This is a genomic window from Paracoccus niistensis (genome assembly GCF_042432925.1).
In the GTDB taxonomy this organism is placed as follows: domain Bacteria; phylum Pseudomonadota; class Alphaproteobacteria; order Rhodobacterales; family Rhodobacteraceae; genus Paracoccus; species Paracoccus niistensis.
In genome coordinates this window covers 1-13,939 of the sequence record NZ_JBHLWE010000017.1, presented here as the reverse complement: position 1 = coordinate 13,939, position 13,939 = coordinate 1, and the positions used below count along the sequence as shown (strand labels likewise).

At 61.7% G+C, this 13,939-nt stretch carries 10 protein-coding genes and 1 tRNA gene; 7 read left to right on the top strand and 4 right to left on the bottom strand.

The features are described from left to right. Nucleotides 1-135 precede the first annotated feature (135 nt). Nucleotides 136-2,085, bottom strand: a complete 1,950-nt coding sequence (thrS, locus tag ACFFII_RS04285) for a threonine--tRNA ligase (RefSeq protein ID WP_377697660.1) — start codon at nucleotides 2,083-2,085, stop codon at nucleotides 136-138. A gap of 189 nt (nucleotides 2,086-2,274) precedes the next feature. On the opposite strand from thrS, the gene ACFFII_RS04280 reads away from it, so the two are divergent. Beyond that, the gene (locus ACFFII_RS04280) at nucleotides 2,275-3,003 is read left to right on the top strand and encodes an alpha/beta fold hydrolase (RefSeq protein WP_377697659.1); all 729 of its coding nucleotides are present in this window, start codon (nucleotides 2,275-2,277) and stop codon (nucleotides 3,001-3,003) included. Between the two features lie 39 nt (nucleotides 3,004-3,042). Here ACFFII_RS04280 and ACFFII_RS04275 read toward each other — a convergent pair whose 3' ends face one another. Together ACFFII_RS04275 and phaZ are read right to left on the bottom strand one after the other, a co-directional pair. Then, a complete protein-coding gene (locus ACFFII_RS04275) occupies nucleotides 3,043-3,516 on the bottom strand; it encodes a pyridoxamine 5'-phosphate oxidase family protein (protein ID WP_377697658.1) in 474 nt (157 codons plus the stop codon). A gap of 123 nt (nucleotides 3,517-3,639) precedes the next feature. Further along, nucleotides 3,640-4,986 (bottom strand): polyhydroxyalkanoate depolymerase, encoded by a 1,347-nt coding sequence (gene phaZ, locus ACFFII_RS04270; protein ID WP_377697657.1) that lies wholly within the window; start codon nucleotides 4,984-4,986, stop codon nucleotides 3,640-3,642. Between the two features lie 101 nt (nucleotides 4,987-5,087). On the opposite strand from phaZ, the gene phaC reads away from it, so the two are divergent. The 6 genes from phaC to ACFFII_RS04240 all read left to right on the top strand — a co-directional run bounded on the left by phaC (nucleotide 5,088) and on the right by ACFFII_RS04240 (nucleotide 12,503). After that, nucleotides 5,088-7,448: a class I poly(R)-hydroxyalkanoic acid synthase gene (gene phaC, locus ACFFII_RS04265; protein WP_377697656.1), complete on the top strand. Its 2,361-nt coding sequence runs from the start codon at nucleotides 5,088-5,090 to the stop codon at nucleotides 7,446-7,448. 193 nt (nucleotides 7,449-7,641) lie between these two features. Continuing rightward, complete coding sequence (locus ACFFII_RS04260) at nucleotides 7,642-8,115, top strand: Phasin (RefSeq protein WP_090754060.1); 474 nt, start codon at nucleotides 7,642-7,644, stop codon at nucleotides 8,113-8,115. 117 nt (nucleotides 8,116-8,232) lie between these two features. Further along, entirely contained in the window at nucleotides 8,233-8,868 is a 636-nt protein-coding gene (gene phaR / locus ACFFII_RS04255) for a polyhydroxyalkanoate synthesis repressor PhaR (RefSeq protein ID WP_377697655.1), read from the top strand. Nucleotides 8,869-8,906: 38 nt separating this feature from the next. Next, nucleotides 8,907-8,996: transfer RNA gene (locus ACFFII_RS04250), tRNA-Ser, on the top strand. 67 nt (nucleotides 8,997-9,063) lie between these two features. Beyond that, nucleotides 9,064-10,437 carry a tyrosine-type recombinase/integrase gene (locus tag ACFFII_RS04245; protein ID WP_377697654.1) on the top strand — a complete coding sequence of 458 codons (1,374 nt, stop codon included), beginning with the start codon at nucleotides 9,064-9,066 and terminating at the stop codon, nucleotides 10,435-10,437. Nucleotides 10,438-10,913: 476 nt separating this feature from the next. After that, a complete protein-coding gene (locus ACFFII_RS04240) occupies nucleotides 10,914-12,503 on the top strand; it encodes a hypothetical protein (protein ID WP_377697653.1) in 1,590 nt (529 codons plus the stop codon). 219 nt (nucleotides 12,504-12,722) lie between these two features. Here ACFFII_RS04240 and ACFFII_RS04235 read toward each other — a convergent pair. After that, a partial coding sequence (locus ACFFII_RS04235) for a type II restriction enzyme NmeDI-related protein (protein ID WP_446686932.1) occupies nucleotides 12,723-13,939 on the bottom strand: 1,217 nt, incomplete at its 5' end.

Genomic DNA, 13,939 nt, shown 5'->3' with positions numbered 1-13,939 from the left:
CCCCGTGAAGGGACGCGGTAGAAAGTCATGCTCACGCGAGGTCAGGATGCCCGAATCGCCCGTAAACGCAAGGGGAGAATCGCGGCAAGCTCACGCCCGCGTGACGTTCCGGCAATTCGGCGCCGGTCGCGCGGGTCAGCCCCGCAGGTCCGGGGGCGTACCCTCGGCCACCAGACTTTCCAGCGCCGCGTCCAGCGTCACCGATTCCGACCCTTGCCGGTCCAGGCGGCGGATCGAGACGCTGCGCTCGGCCACCTCCTTCATGCCCACGGCCATGATGACGGGCACCTTCTGCAGCGAATGCTCGCGGACCTTGTAGTTGATCTTCTCGTTGCGGATGTCCGCCTCGGCCCGGATGCCGGCTGCGGTCAGGGCGGCCACCACCTCGCGCACGTAGTCGTCGGCGTCCGAGACGATCGAGGCCACGACCACCTGCCGGGGCGCGAGCCACAGGGGCAGCTTGCCCGCGTAGTTCTCGATCAGCATGCCGATGAAGCGCTCGAAGCTGCCCAGGACCGCCCGGTGCAGCATTACGGGGCGGTGCTTCTGGCCGTCCTCGCCGACATATTCGGCGTCGAGCCGTTCCGGCAGGTTCGGGTCCACCTGCAGCGTGCCGCACTGCCACTGGCGGCCGATGGCGTCGGTCAGGGTGAATTCCAGCTTGGGGCCGTAGAAGGCGCCCTCGCCCTCCTGCACCTCGAAGTCATAGCCCGCGGCGCGGCAGGCGTTGCCCAGCGCAGATTCAACCCGATCCCAGCTTTCGTCCGAGCCGATGCGCTTTTCGGGACGCGTGGAGAGCTTGACCGTCCAGTTGTCGAAGCCGAGGTCGGCGTAGATGCGGGCCAGGAACTCGATGAACTTCTTCGTTTCCGGCTCGATCTGGGCTTCGGTGCAGAAGATATGCGCGTCGTCCTGGGTGAAGCCGCGCACGCGCATGATGCCGTGCAGCGCGCCCGAGGGTTCATAGCGGTTGCAAGACCCGAACTCGGCCATCCGCAGCGGCAGGTCGCGGTAGGATTTCAGGCCCACGTTGAAGATCTGCACATGGCAGGGGCAGTTCATGGGCTTGAGCGCGTTCACCGTCTTTTCGCGCGCGTGTTCCTCGTCCACCTCGACGATGAACATGTTTTCCTGGTAGTTCTGCCAGTGGCCCGAGGCTTCCCACAGCTTGCGGTTCACGACCTGGGGCGTGTTCACCTCGACATAGCCGCCGCGCTTCTGCTGGCGGCGCATGTAGTCCTGAAGCGTCGTGTAGATGTTCCAGCCGTTCGGGTGCCAGAAGACCTGTCCCGGCGCTTCCTCCTGCATGTGGAACAGGTCCATCTCGCGGCCCAGCTTGCGGTGGTCGCGCTTGGCGGCCTCCTCGAGCATGGTCATGTGGGCCTTGAGCTCGTCGCGGTTGCGGAAGGCCACGCCGTAGATGCGCTGCAGCATGGGGCGGGTGTTGTCGCCCAGCCAGTAGGCGCCCGCCACATGGGTCAGCTTGAAGGCGTCGGCCGGAAGCTGGCCGGTGTGCTGCAGGTGCGGACCGCGGCACAGGTCCTGCCAGTCGCCGTGCCAGTACATCCGCAGGTCCTCGCCCTCGGCGATGCGGTGGATCAGCTCGATCTTGAAGGGCTCGCCCGCGGCCTCGTAATGGGCGATGGCGCGGGCACGGTCCCAGACCTCGGTGCGGACGGGATCGCGGGCGGCGATGATCTGCTTCATGCGCGCCTCGATGGCGCCGAGGTCGTCGGGCGTGAAGGGCTCGGCGCGGTCGAAGTCGTAGAACCAGCCGTAGTCGCGGACCGGGCCGATGGTGACCTTCACGTCGGGCCAGAGTTCCTGCACCGCGCGCGCCATGACATGGGCGAGGTCGTGGCGGATCAGTTCCAGCGCAGGCGCGGCGTCCTTCATCGTGTTGATGGCGATGCTGCCGCTTTCCGTCAGCGGCCAGGCGAGGTCGACGTGGCGACCGTCGAGGCTGGCGCTGATGGCGTTCTTCGCGAGGCTGGGCGCGATCGAGGCGGCGACCTGCGCGGCGGTGGTCCCGGCGGGATAGTCGCGGATGCTGCCATCGGGGAAGGTAAGGGAAATCTGGGACATCGCGTCCTCCCAATCGGTTTGGCGCCCACGGAACGCCCGGTTGCGGGTTATGTGAGGGCCCGTGTGGCGTGGGAGGACGGGAGTGTCAATGCGGCGGCCGGTGGTGCGGTCAGGCTGGGGGCTTTACGCCCCTCGTCGTATACGACGATCCCGTGGGATACTTGGTCGAAGAAGAAAGGAGCGAGGACGATGTTTCATCGGACCGCATCGGGGCGGCAACTGGCTTGTGAGCGGCTTGAGGGGCAGGGGCCGGGTGTCGTGTTCCTGCACGGGTTCAAGTCGGACATGGGGGGAACCAAGGCCATCGATCTGGAGGCCTGGTGCCGCGATCAGGGCCGCGCGATGCTGCGCTTCGACCTGTCGGGGCATGGGGCGAGCGGCGGACTGGTCGAGGACTTCGGCATCGGCGACTGGCTGGAGGACGCGCGTGACGTGATCGACACGCTGGCGCCGGGACCGCAGGTGCTGGTCGGCTCGTCACTGGGTGGGTGGCTGGCACTGCTGCTGGCGCGTGCGCAGCCGGAACGCTGGGCGGGGCTGGTGACGATCGCCGCCGCGCCGGATTTCACCGCGCGGATGCAGGCGGGCTTCACCGATCAGGACCGGGCGGCGCTGGCGTCGGAGGGCCGGATCACACGGCCGAGCGAATACGGCGAGGATTACGTCTTTTCGCGACGGCTGTTCGAGCAGGGGGCGGAGAACAGCGTCTTCGGGGGACCGCTCAGGTTGCCGATGCCCGCGAGGTTCCTGCAGGGCACGGCGGATGCCGATGTGCCGATGAAGGATGCGCTGCGGCTGCTGTCCCATGCCGAGGGACCGGACATCCGGCTGGCGCTGGTCAAGGACGCCGACCACCGATTCAGCGCACCGCGCGAGCTGCGGATGATCCGCGAGGCAGTGGCGGAACTGGCGGTCTGAACAACGACGCCCGGCCATCGGGGCCGGGCGTCGCGGATGTCAGAAGCTGACGGTGAAGTGGTCGCCGGTGTCGGGCTTGGCGCCGGTGATCTTCGATTTGGCGATCTCGTAGAAGAAGCCGATGCGTCCGGCGGTGGTCCAGACCTCGGCCTCGGACATGGTGAACTTGAGCAGGCGGACGTCCGGGTCGCGTTCATCGTTGCCGAACCAGCTGGAGGCCACGGCGTTCCAGACCTCGTCCAGCTTGGCCTTGTCGTTTGAAAGCTCAAGCTTGCCCTCGATACGGGCGTAAAGCTGACCGTCGCCGTCGCCCACCGCATGAACGGCCTTCTTCGCGCCGCCTTCCACAGCTTCGACCAGGTCGGTGCCGGCGGCGGTGATGAACCACAGCGTGGCGGTTTCCTGCTCGGCGTAATGCGACATGGGCACCAGCCGCCAGTCGGGCTCGGCGCCCAGCATCCCGGCGTTGATGCCTTCGAGGCGTTTCCAGAAGGTGTCACGGTTGTCGGTCATGGGTCCTCCTATGCGCCCTCGTGGCGCGGACAGTCGCAAGTGCAACCCCGCTGCGCTGCAGCGGTTCCGCGCAAGCGAAAGGCCCCGGCGCGGGGGCCGGGGCCTTTGAAAGGGGCAGAAGGATCAGACCGCGATCTTGCTGTCTTCTTCCGCCGGATCGCGGCGGGTGTCGCCGGGTCCGGTCATGCCGCGCAGGCGCTTGGGCCGGCTGGTCTGCTCGGGGTGCTGCGAATGTTCGTCCATGAAATCCAGCACCAGCGGGCGGATGTTGATGCGCCAGCTCTTGCCGGCAAAGATGCCGTAATGCCCCGCGCCGGGTTCAAGATGCTGGGCCTTCTTCTTTTCGGGGACGCCGCTGCACAGCTTCAGCGCCGCCACACACTGGCCGGGCGCCGAGATGTCGTCGTTGGCGCCCTCGACCGTCATCACCGCGACGTCCCTGATCTTGCCGATGTCGACCGCGCGGCCTTCCACCGTGAAGCGGTTGCCCGCGATCTCGCATTTCTTGAAGACGCGCTCAACGGTGGACAGGTAGAACTCGGCCGTCATGTCCATCACGGCAAGGTATTCGTCGTAGAACTTGTTGTGCTTGTCGCCTTCGGAGCCTTCGCCCTTCGCCTCGGCGACGATCTTGTCGCGGAAGGCGCGGGCATGGGTTTCGGCGTTCATGGCGATGAACGAGGTCAGCTGCGCCAGCCCCGGATAGACCATCCGGCCCACGCCCCGGTATTTGAAGCCGACCTGCTGGATGAACAGGTGCTCGAGCTCGCCCATCGTCATGCGGTTGCCGAAATCGGTGACCTCAGTCGCCGCCGCATCCGGGTCAATGGGTCCGCCGATCAGGGTCAGGGTGCGGGGCTGGGCGGCGGGCTCGTCCTCGGCCAGCATGGCGGTGGCGACAAGCGCCAGCGGCGCGGGCTGGCAGACCGCGACCACATGCAGGTCGGGGCCTAGGTGCTTCATGAAGTCGACGAGGTAGCGGGTGTAATCCTCGACGTCGAACTTGCCCTCACTGACCGGAATGTCGCGGGCATTGTGCCAATCCGTCACCCAGACGTCGCAATCGGGCAGCAGGGATGTCACGGTAGAGCGCAGAAGGGTGGCGTAATGGCCGGACATGGGCGCGACGAGCAGGACGCGGCGGGCCATCGGCTCGCGCCGGGCGACGCGGAAATGGACCAGGCTGCCGAAGGGACGGCGGATCACCGGCTCGACATAGACCAGGTGGTCCTGGCCGTCGGCGCTGGGGATCGGCGGGATTTCCCAGTCGGGCTTGATGACCATGCGGGCGAAGCTGCGTTCCGTGACGCGGCCCCAGGCGCTCATGACCTTGAAGAAGGGCGAGGGGATCATGGCGAACAGCGGATAGGAGGCCATGGCCCGGGCCGATGCCCCCATCCATTCGTTCGTGTTACGCAGCGTTTCCATCGCGTCATAGGACAGCATGCCACGCGCGCCTTTGTAGACCATCGCCACGAACTCCCTGGAATATTCCCTGTGCGTAAAGGCGGGTTTGCGATCAGCGTCAACCTGGTCTTTAATGCAGACAGGGGTAGCGAGGATCCAATGTCATGGCCAAGAAACGTCAGAATGACGTGACGGAAAAAGCGCGGCAAACGGCAGCTTCGAACGTTGTCCAGCCGGAACAGCAGCTTGATGCTGCAATCGCAGAAACTTTGGGCGCGACCGTGATGGCTGCGGGGCACGAGGACGCGATCCTGGCCGACGAGATCACGAGCCTGGAATCGGATGTCCCCGTCTCCGTGACCGAGTCGATTCTGGCCGAAGCGGCGGTCTCCGCCCCCTCCGAGACGCAGGAGAAGGACGGACAAACGGCCGTTTCTGAGGAAGAAGAGGCCCGCGGCGAATCGCCGCCCCCTCAGCAGCCCGCCCCCGCCGGAGAGGCGCAGCCTGCCGCCGTCGCGGCCGGCGATCAGGACGAGGATGCATCCGCAGCAAAGCCGTCCGACGAGATCCCCGAGGAGGAGGTGAACCCCCTCGAAAGCCTGGGCGTGATCTCGGCCGAGGAACTGGCCGACGCGGTGGCCGAGGCCGAGGCGGAAGCCGCCGCCGAGCCGGTCACCGTGACCGACGACGACGGGACTGCCGCAGCGCCCGCACCTGCGCCCGTCGCAGAGGGGCAGGGGGCCGCGCCCGCGGCGCATGAGAACCCGCTGACCGCGCCCGGCCTGACCGAGAAGCTGGCCGAGAACATCGCCCGGATCGAAAGCCTCAGCCAGCGTCTGCTGCGCGCCGTTGCCAGCAAGCCGATGCGCGCCGCCTCGATCGAGGGGCCGGGTCCCGAGCTATACGGCTCGGTCGCGCAGGCCTGGGTGAAGCTGGCGACCGAGCAGCCCGCGCGCCTGATCGAGCAGCAGGTCCGTTACTGGGGCGACACGCTGCGCCACGTGGCCGAGGCCCAGGGCGCGTTCCTGCACGGCTTCCAGGCGCCGGCCGGCAGCGACACGTCCGACCGCCGCTTCAAGAACCCGCTGTGGCACACGAATCCCTTCTACAGCTTCGTGATGCGCCAGTATCAGATCAACGCCGAGGCGATCCGCAAGGCCACCGCCGACCTGCAGATCGACAACGAGGTCGAGCGTCGCCGCGTGGACTGGTTCACCCGCCAGATGATCGACATGCTGGCGCCGACCAACTTCCTGGCGACGAACCCCGACGCGCTGGTCAAGGCTTTGGAAACCGAGGGCGACAGCCTCGTGCGCGGGCTGGAAAACCTGGTCCGGGATATCGAGGAAAGCGGCGGCGAGATGATCGTCTCGCTGGCCGACCGCAGCGCCTTCCGCGTGGGCGAGAACATCGGCACCACGCCGGGCGAGGTCGTCCACCGCACCCGGATGTTCGAGCTGATCCAGTACCGGCCCCTGACGGACCAGGTCCACAAGGCGCCGCTGATCGTTTTCCCGCCATGGATCAACAAGTACTACATCATGGACCTCAAGCCGCAGAACAGCCTGCTGCGGTGGCTCGTGGAACAGGGTCACACGCTGTTCGTGGTGTCCTGGAAGAACCCCGACGAAAGCTTCGCCGACGTGGCCATGGACGACTATGTCGCGGCCTACCTCGAGGCGATGGACAAGGCGCTGGAACTGACGGGCGAGCGGCAGCTGAACGCCCTCGGCTACTGCATCGGCGGCACCACCCTGACGGCGACGCTGGGCGTGCTGAAGCAGCGCGGCGATGACCGGGTGAAGTCCGCGACCTTCCTGACCACGCTGACCGACTTCTCGGACCAAGGAGAGTTCACGACCTTCCTGCAGGACGATTTTGTCGGCGGGATCGAGGACGAGGTCCGGCGCACCGGCTACCTGTCGGCCAAGCTGATGCAGCGGACCTTCAGCTTCCTGCGCGCCAACGACCTGATCTGGGGCCCTGCGATCCGCAGCTACATGCTGGGCGAGACGCCGCCCGCCTTCGACCTGCTGTTCTGGAACGGCGACGGCACCAACCTGCCGGGGCGGATGGTCACCCAGTATCTGCGCAAGCTGTGCCAGGCGAATGCGCTGGCGCGCGAGGGCTTCGAGATCCTCGGACACCGCGTCCACCTGTCCGACGTCACGGTGCCGGTCTGCGCCATTGCCTGCGAAAGCGACCACATTGCGCCCTGGCACCACAGCTGGAAGGGGATCGCGCAGATGGCCTCGGCCGATCGCACCTTCATCCTTTCGGAGTCGGGCCATATCGCCGGGATCATCAACCCGCCGGGCAAGGTGAAATACGGGCACTACGTTTCGCAGGCCGATTTCAGCGGCACGCCCGAGGACTGGCGCGGCCATGCCCGGCACAACGAGGGCAGCTGGTGGCCGCGCTGGGCCGAGTGGCTGGCGCAGCATTCGGGACCGATGGTCCCGGCGCGCGAGCCCCAGGTCTCCTTGGCTCCGGCCCCCGGCGTCTATGTCCACGAGGCGGCATGATCTTCGCGGCGCGACCTTCGGGTCGCGCCGCTTTTCATTCTGCCTGCCGGCATCATCCTGATCCGGCCGGCAGAAGGCGCAAGAAATTGCGCATTCATGCTGCAGTGCAGCATGACCTACTTGAAATGCTGCACTGCAGCATCTACTCTAGTGGCACTTCCACCACCCGCTGACTGCCTTTAGGAGAGTTCCGATGGCCAAGACCCCCGACTTCACCAAGCCGTTCCAGGACATGATGGCGAACCTTCCCGTCGACACCTCGTCGATGACGGAGGCCTTCAAGTCCCAGGCCCAACTGAGCGAGCGCATGACCCGCGTGGCCCTGCAGGCAGCCGAGCGTTCGACCGAGATTTCGGCCGCCTGGGCCAAGGACACGCTGGCCCGCATGGGCGAGCTGACCACCTCGAAGGACCAGCCCGCCGACTACGCCAAGGCGATGTCGGACTTCGCCTCGGCCGCTGCCGAACTGGCCGCCGAGCACATGGCCGCCTATGCCGAGGTTGCCAAGAAGGTCCAGATGGACACCGTCGACCTGCTGCTGAACGCCGGCAAGGAAGCCCAGGCCGATGCCCAGCGCATGGCCCAGACCGCGACCACCAACATCCAGAACGTCGCCCGCCAGGCACAGGATGCGGTCACGAACCCGGGCAACAAGGACAAGGCCTGATCCCGGCTGCGGGGCCGGTCCCGGCCCCTCGTTCCTGACCATGACGCAGCGCGCGCCCGCGACGGGCGCGCGTTTTTGCTTTGCAATCGCGGCGCCCCCATCCCATCATTGCTGCAGATGCATCAAAGCGAAGCCGCCATGCCCGCCGAAGCCGCCAAGTCGAAGCCCGAGCCGCTGCTGATCAAGCGCTATGCCAGCCGGCGGCTCTACAATACCGAGACCAGCGACTACATCACGCTTGACGAGATCGCCAAGGTAGTCCGCGAAGGCCGCGAAGTGCGGATCGTGGACCTCCGATCCGGCGACGACCTGACGCGCCAGTATCTTCTGCAAATCATTGCGGAACACGAAAGCCGGGGCGAGAATGTCCTGCCCGTGGACCTTCTGACCGACCTCGTGCGCAGCTATACCGCGCAGGCGCAGTCGGTCGTGCCGCAGTTCCTGGCCGCCAGCTTCGAGATGCTGCGCCACGGGCAGTCCAAGATGATGGAGCAGCTGACCGCCCTGCAGCACCCCATGGCCTCGATGCCCGGTTTTTCGGAAATGCAGCGCCAGCAGCAGCTGTTCCTGAAGGCGATGATGGGCGGCTGGGTCGGCAGCAGCAGCCCCGCCCGCGACGAGGACGAGGACGCCCCCCCGCCCGAGCCCACGCCCTTGCGCGGCAAGTCCCGTCCCGCGCGGCCCGCCTCCGAGGAAGCCGAGGACATCCGCCGCCAGTTGGCCGAATTGCAGGCGCGCATCTCCAAGCTCTGACTTGCAGGGCGCGCCGCGGCGGGCTAAACCCCCGCCACGGACGGTTGGCCGAGTGGTCGAAGGCGCACGCCTGGAAAGTGTGTAGGCGGGGAACCGTCTCGAGGGTTCGAATCCCTCACCGTCCGCCATATAATTCCTGAATAATCATTATGTTTCAGGATCTTATTGGCGCGGCTGAGTTGCCTCAGGTTACACATGAGGTTACACAGCGTGGTCTTAGTCTATGAGATTGGGGCGATCCGGGTCATGTGCCAGCACATCGAGCCGAAGGGCAATCGTTGGTATTATCGGCGGCGGATCCCAAACGACTGCCGCGACCTTCATAGAGCGCCGGGATCCAAGAAGGCCCCTGAGCAGATCTATTTCTCCCTGAAGACTGCGAACAAGGCGGAAGCCTGTCGTCTGGCCGTCAGTCACACCCGGCGGCTGGATGCCCTCTGGAAGGCTCACAGAGAGGGCCTCGCGAATCCTCAGCTTGCGGTGGCTCAGCTAGAGGCCGCAGGGCTCAGCCCAGGTGATGGCGCACGCTATCCAGACCTCGATCCTGTAAGCACCTTCGTTGATGACCTCATGGGCCGCTATGAGCCCTGGGAGGAGCGTCCAGAGCCGACACGTCAGCAGCGGTTGACCTATGACATTCTTATGTCCGGGAAGGTCCCGAGGACGCTCAGCGATGCCCGAGAGAAGCACATCGAGCTCGGCAAGCTCTCCAAGGAGCCCAAACAGATCCGACAGTTTGAGAGGGCTTGGGGCATTCTTATGGAGGTCACAGGAGACATTACCCTCGACAAGCTCAGCCGTGAGCACGCCAATGAGTTTGTCCGCAGAGTGATCGCCAAGGGCAAAGGGCCTCAGGGAAATGGGCCTGCCACCGTAGAGCGCTATCTGAAGCAGATCAGCCCAGTCATCACGACAGCCATTCGGGAGTTTGAGCTGACCATGAACAACCCCTTCGCTGGGGTGGTTATTCCAAACAAGGCAGAGGGCAAACGTAAGCCACGCGACAGCTTCTCACGGGAAGAGCTCAAAGCGATCCAAGAGCGCTGTCGTGAGGTGAATGATCAGCGGCGCTGGGCGATATCCATGATCTCCGACACGGGAGCTCGGCTCGCTGAGATTATCGGCCTCCGGAAATCAGACGTGATCCTAGATGCGTCTGTGCCGCACATCGTCATAACGCCCCATCCCCTGAGACGGCTCAAGACTGCCTCATCGGCTCGCAAGGTCCCGCTCGTCGGAGAGGCCCTCTGGGCGGCTCAGGAGGCGATGGCAACAGAAGGAAAGCTCCTGTTCCCGGTCTTCACGCCCCGAAAGCCAGACGAGCCAATCAACGCTGCATCTGCCTCAGCGGCGCTCAACAAGTGGCTCAAGGACAACAAGCTCGTCAGAGAAGGTCAGACCATCCACAGCTTCAGGCACACGATGAGGGACCGCCTCAGGGACGCTGGAGCACCGATGGATGTGGCGGATGCGATCGGCGGCTGGGCACGGCAGAGTGTCGGTGATAGCTATGGGAGAGGGCACAGCTTGGAGAGGCTGCAAGGGTACCTGACTGCGATAAGTCTGTAAGGTGATTGGAAGAGGCAAATGACGCGGCGATCATCAACCAAGAGGTTCGACTCCCCTCGGCTCCACCATATTTAGAGTCCTAATTAAGGCTCTGATTATATTATAAAAAATCTGTGGACACGCGAAGCTCCCCACACGTCTACCCCACACATTTACCCCAAACAGGTGCATAGCGCCGATTCACCTGCGCGAAGTGCTTCAACCTTAGACTTGCAGTTCATCCCGCAACAGGAGCAGCGTCGTAGTTCGAACAGCGACGAAGCACACGCTTGAGTGCTCAGTCGATCCCCGCCTCAAAGCTCCCCTGCGGCATACTCCGAGGACCATAACGAGCGGACAGCCGCTTTGGTCTTGTTTGCGCCAACCCAATTTACGTGAGAATAATCTTCAGAACATGCCAACGTGTTCTCAGCACAAGCCGGCAAGTTATATACTGCTTCTTTCAACTTGAAAGACTTGTTTCGACAGGCAAATCTATGACACTCGACGGATTTCTTACTTTTTTTGGCATACTGTTCGCGGCGTATGCTGTGATTGATCCGGTAACGAGATTAAGGATACGCTTAGATTCGCCCGCGCAGCTGACGCTTCTGTTTGTCTCCATAGCTGCTGTTATTTTCTTCCAGTTTGTAAATCCAATAGTTTCCGTTCTGCCTCTTCCTTTGGCAACTTGGTTTGTTGGCTTAAGATTCGGGCAGCCGGAAGATGTTCTAAATAATACCCAGATGGCCTTTATCGTTACGCTAGTTTGGAGCGTTTCTGCGGTCACGCTGTATAGCTTTAATCGTCCGAGAGCGAGAAGAATACGTCGCCTTCCGCCGTTAGTGGAACGTCTGTACGACTCGCGTCGCTACATAGAGATTTTGACGCTGGTTTCTCCTTATATTGATGTTCTTAAGCGATCCTTCTACCGAGAACATTTGCTTGAGAAGTTACATGATAGGCTCGAGAAAGCTGGCCGTGGAACTTTCCGGACGATCGATCTCATAAATATGGACAAGAACAGGAAGCAAGCCCGCTACCTCCGCTTTTCTAGTCTAGTATCTTCGATGATACCTTCAGCCCGCAAACGGACCACTGCAGCAAGGGAGATAGTAGACCTGATCGCAAAATCACGCGATATCCGGCATGTTCTTCAAACACAGAAACCAGAGTTTGCAGCAATTTTCTTTAAGACGTTTCAGTCGGAGCTTTACGACGAGTTTGATAGGTATGTTTTAGAAAGCATGATGAATTCGGAAAGCCATCTCAGGAGTGACTTACGAAAAACTACAAATCTAGCCAGAGAAACGTACGCACTTGATCCAAGCGCCATAGTTCTAAACAACTTCCTTGAAGACATCAGTTTTGCGCAACGTTCGGGAATTTGGCGGCCGGTCGGAGAAGCTGCAATAAAGGTCATTGAAGAGGACGAGCAGTATGCTGATGTTATAAGAAGGCCTCCTCCTGTTGAAGACGAAGATTTGTTCAATGATATTACTTACTCAGCAATTCATTTTTTCGATGTGATGGTTACCCGAGCCGCGGTAAGTGGGTTGTGTGATAACATGTGGCTCATGTATCTAATGCACTTCGTTCGAAAAATAATTACCCTCTCTAGTCTCCCGTTGCCTCAATCGTCGCGTCTAAGTGAGTTCCCCACTCTAGGCCTAAGGCTTATTTGGGAATGTCAATATCGCTTAAGTAATTGGGTGGAGCTCTCATGGAGGCTGCCGGAGGGGAATCCTAATTCTTCGCCCTCCAGCTTTGCCGAAGCTCGCGAGATTTGTGCAATACCGTACTGGGCAGCCTGGACCCTCTGCATTGTCGTAAGGAACATTATCACTAGTGACGACATTCCAGAGGAATTCAAGCGAGAGCGGTTCGGGAGCTTTGTTAGAACATGTTCCAAGCTCCCAAAGTCCGGCCCAGGCTCGTACCTTCGGGAGTATATGGCTGAGGCCATTGTTCTCGGCCCTCCTGACGCTCATGATCGAGATCTTTCTGACAGCGTTCGGGACATGCTTTCACACGTGGACGTAGTTGACCGCTTCAATTTTTCGGAACTTAATGTGCGACTTCAGTGATGCTGGTTCTTCTCCTCGATATTCGCTCTGCACGTTGATCGGAATCTGTGGCATCGTTGTGTCGCAGTATTCCTCGTTGGCTGCTTCGCAGTTGTACGAGAGATGCGATGCTACCTGTTTCACTCTTAGTGCGGCGCGTGGAACCGGACCTCTTCAAAGTTTGCTTGGCCGGTGAAGTTGTGTCCTGAAGTCTTGCTAGCGAATATTACGCTGTTGTGCTCAAAGTAAGGGGTCGTATGCGTCTTCTGCATGTTCCGCATACTCCTCGAGAAGGCTGTCGTTCATGTGGGAAAGGTGTGGCGTGTCAGCGATGGCGGAAACAGCTTCGTACGGAAGGTAAGTGCAATACTCGTACAGAGGTCCCCGTTCCAAAAGTGAAAAAACAGGACGCTTGATCTCTCGGAAGACCTTTTCGCGTTTGTCTGATGGTGCCACAATATGGAGACGAATATCCATGTTGGGTTGAAGGGCCAGAAGATCGGCCATGCGGAGTATTCCGCTGTACACCGCAGTCGTGTGTTCAACTTCGAACGCTCGCGCAATAGAGCGGCGCTTAAGCCAAAGAACATCTATGTTCTCAATTGTTCGAAGGGTTACATCATCGTAGTTGAGGGGAAGAGTGTCGATCAGGGTGCGCCGTGCCTCGACCGTTAAGTGCTCGCATACACGGGCCCTATCGTTGCGGGGCACCCAAACGTTGAATTCCATCTTCGCGCCAATTTCAGCTAATCGGGCCTGCATAGTTATGGAGATGCGTTCGTCCGGCTCTTCTGAGGCAACTCTCAGTACGCTGGGCGCCTTGCTCTCGTTGTCGGCATTGTCAGGCACTTCGACAGCTACCTCCCGGTCTAAGCCTCTGACCGTGGACTTGCGGGCGAGCTGTCTGCGATCTCTGTCCGTGAATGGATACTCCTGGGGCTTGGCGGCTTGTGCCCTCAGCCTCTGCAACAGGAACTCACCGTCGGCTTTATTCAGCCTGCGCAACGAGCTTCGGAACTGTCCTGTCCATCCCGACGTGCCTGGCTCAAAACTTTGAGTAGACGAAAGTGTGCGCCAAACTTCATCTTCGAAGATCGGTATGGCTGCCTCAGGCTTCAGAAGCACAATAGGCCTAACCTTAAATCGGAGCACAAAGGGGTCGGGATCGCTAAAGATGGGGGAGTCGTCTTCATACACCGAGGAGATCACTTCAAGTGCGCCGCACCAACGGGACAAGCGAACCAGGTAGCAAACAAAGATGTCGCCCGGCTTTACATCGCTCTCGGCAGCATTTCTCTGCCGAAGCTTGAAGCCCGACACCTCAGCGCCGTTTCGCTGAAATGCCTCCCAAGTGTCCGGAGTAAACAAGTTCAAAATGAACGCCACCGAACTGTTGACCTGCCATGGGATTTTTCCTCCACCGCCGATTAGAGTCCGCCCTAACTCGAGGACGGACA

Bases quoted from the DNA above. Each gene is read 5' to 3' on its own strand.
- thrS (WP_377697660.1), bottom strand. From the start codon at position 2,085: ATGTCCCAGATTTCCCTTACCTTCCCCGATGGCAGCATCCGCGACTAT.
- ACFFII_RS04280 (WP_377697659.1), top strand. From the start codon at position 2,275: ATGTTTCATCGGACCGCATCGGGGCGGCAACTGGCTTGTGAGCGGCTT.
- ACFFII_RS04275 (WP_377697658.1), bottom strand. From the start codon at position 3,516: ATGACCGACAACCGTGACACCTTCTGGAAACGCCTCGAAGGCATCAAC.
- phaZ (WP_377697657.1), bottom strand. From the start codon at position 4,986: ATGGTCTACAAAGGCGCGCGTGGCATGCTGTCCTATGACGCGATGGAA.
- phaC (WP_377697656.1), top strand. From the start codon at position 5,088: ATGGCCAAGAAACGTCAGAATGACGTGACGGAAAAAGCGCGGCAAACG.
- ACFFII_RS04260 (WP_090754060.1), top strand. From the start codon at position 7,642: ATGGCCAAGACCCCCGACTTCACCAAGCCGTTCCAGGACATGATGGCG.
- phaR (WP_377697655.1), top strand. From the start codon at position 8,233: ATGCATCAAAGCGAAGCCGCCATGCCCGCCGAAGCCGCCAAGTCGAAG.
- ACFFII_RS04245 (WP_377697654.1), top strand. From the start codon at position 9,064: ATGAGGTTACACAGCGTGGTCTTAGTCTATGAGATTGGGGCGATCCGG.
- ACFFII_RS04240 (WP_377697653.1), top strand. From the start codon at position 10,914: ATGACACTCGACGGATTTCTTACTTTTTTTGGCATACTGTTCGCGGCG.